Source organism: Roseivivax isoporae LMG 25204, from assembly GCF_000521865.1.
Lineage (GTDB): Bacteria > Pseudomonadota > Alphaproteobacteria > Rhodobacterales > Rhodobacteraceae > Roseivivax > Roseivivax isoporae.
Genome location: NZ_JAME01000183.1, coordinates 1 through 364 on the forward strand (window position 1 = coordinate 1; position 364 = coordinate 364).

The following is a 364-nucleotide window of genomic DNA, read 5'->3' on the forward strand; positions in this document are numbered from 1 at the left end:
GTGATGAGCAGTCGACGGATGTCGCGCTGGCCCATCTTCGATGTTGCTCCGAGCCGCTGCTTGCCGCCTGTAGAGTGCTGCCGCGGCACGAGACCGAGCCAGGCGAAAAAGACGCGGGATCGACGGAAGACGGTCATGGGCGGCGCAAAGGTCTCGATCGCCATCGCCCTGATCGGCCCGACCCCTGGCATGGTCTGCAGCCTGCGGGTGCTGTCAGCTTCGGCAGCGGTCTTTCGCATCTGCCGATCGCGGCCAGCCACACGGGCGCTCAAAGCCTCGATCTGTTCAAGGTAGAGGGTGCCGAGTTCACGAACGGGTTCCGGCAGGACTGCCTTGTCGTCGCTGACCGCTGCGGCCAGGCGAT

At 65.4% G+C, this 364-nt stretch carries 1 protein-coding gene; it reads right to left on the reverse strand.

The window, feature by feature from the left end; translation table 11 throughout:
* Positions 1-364: transposase (locus tag RISW2_RS25780; protein ID WP_156944007.1), on the reverse strand; the 364-nt coding region annotated here is incomplete at both ends.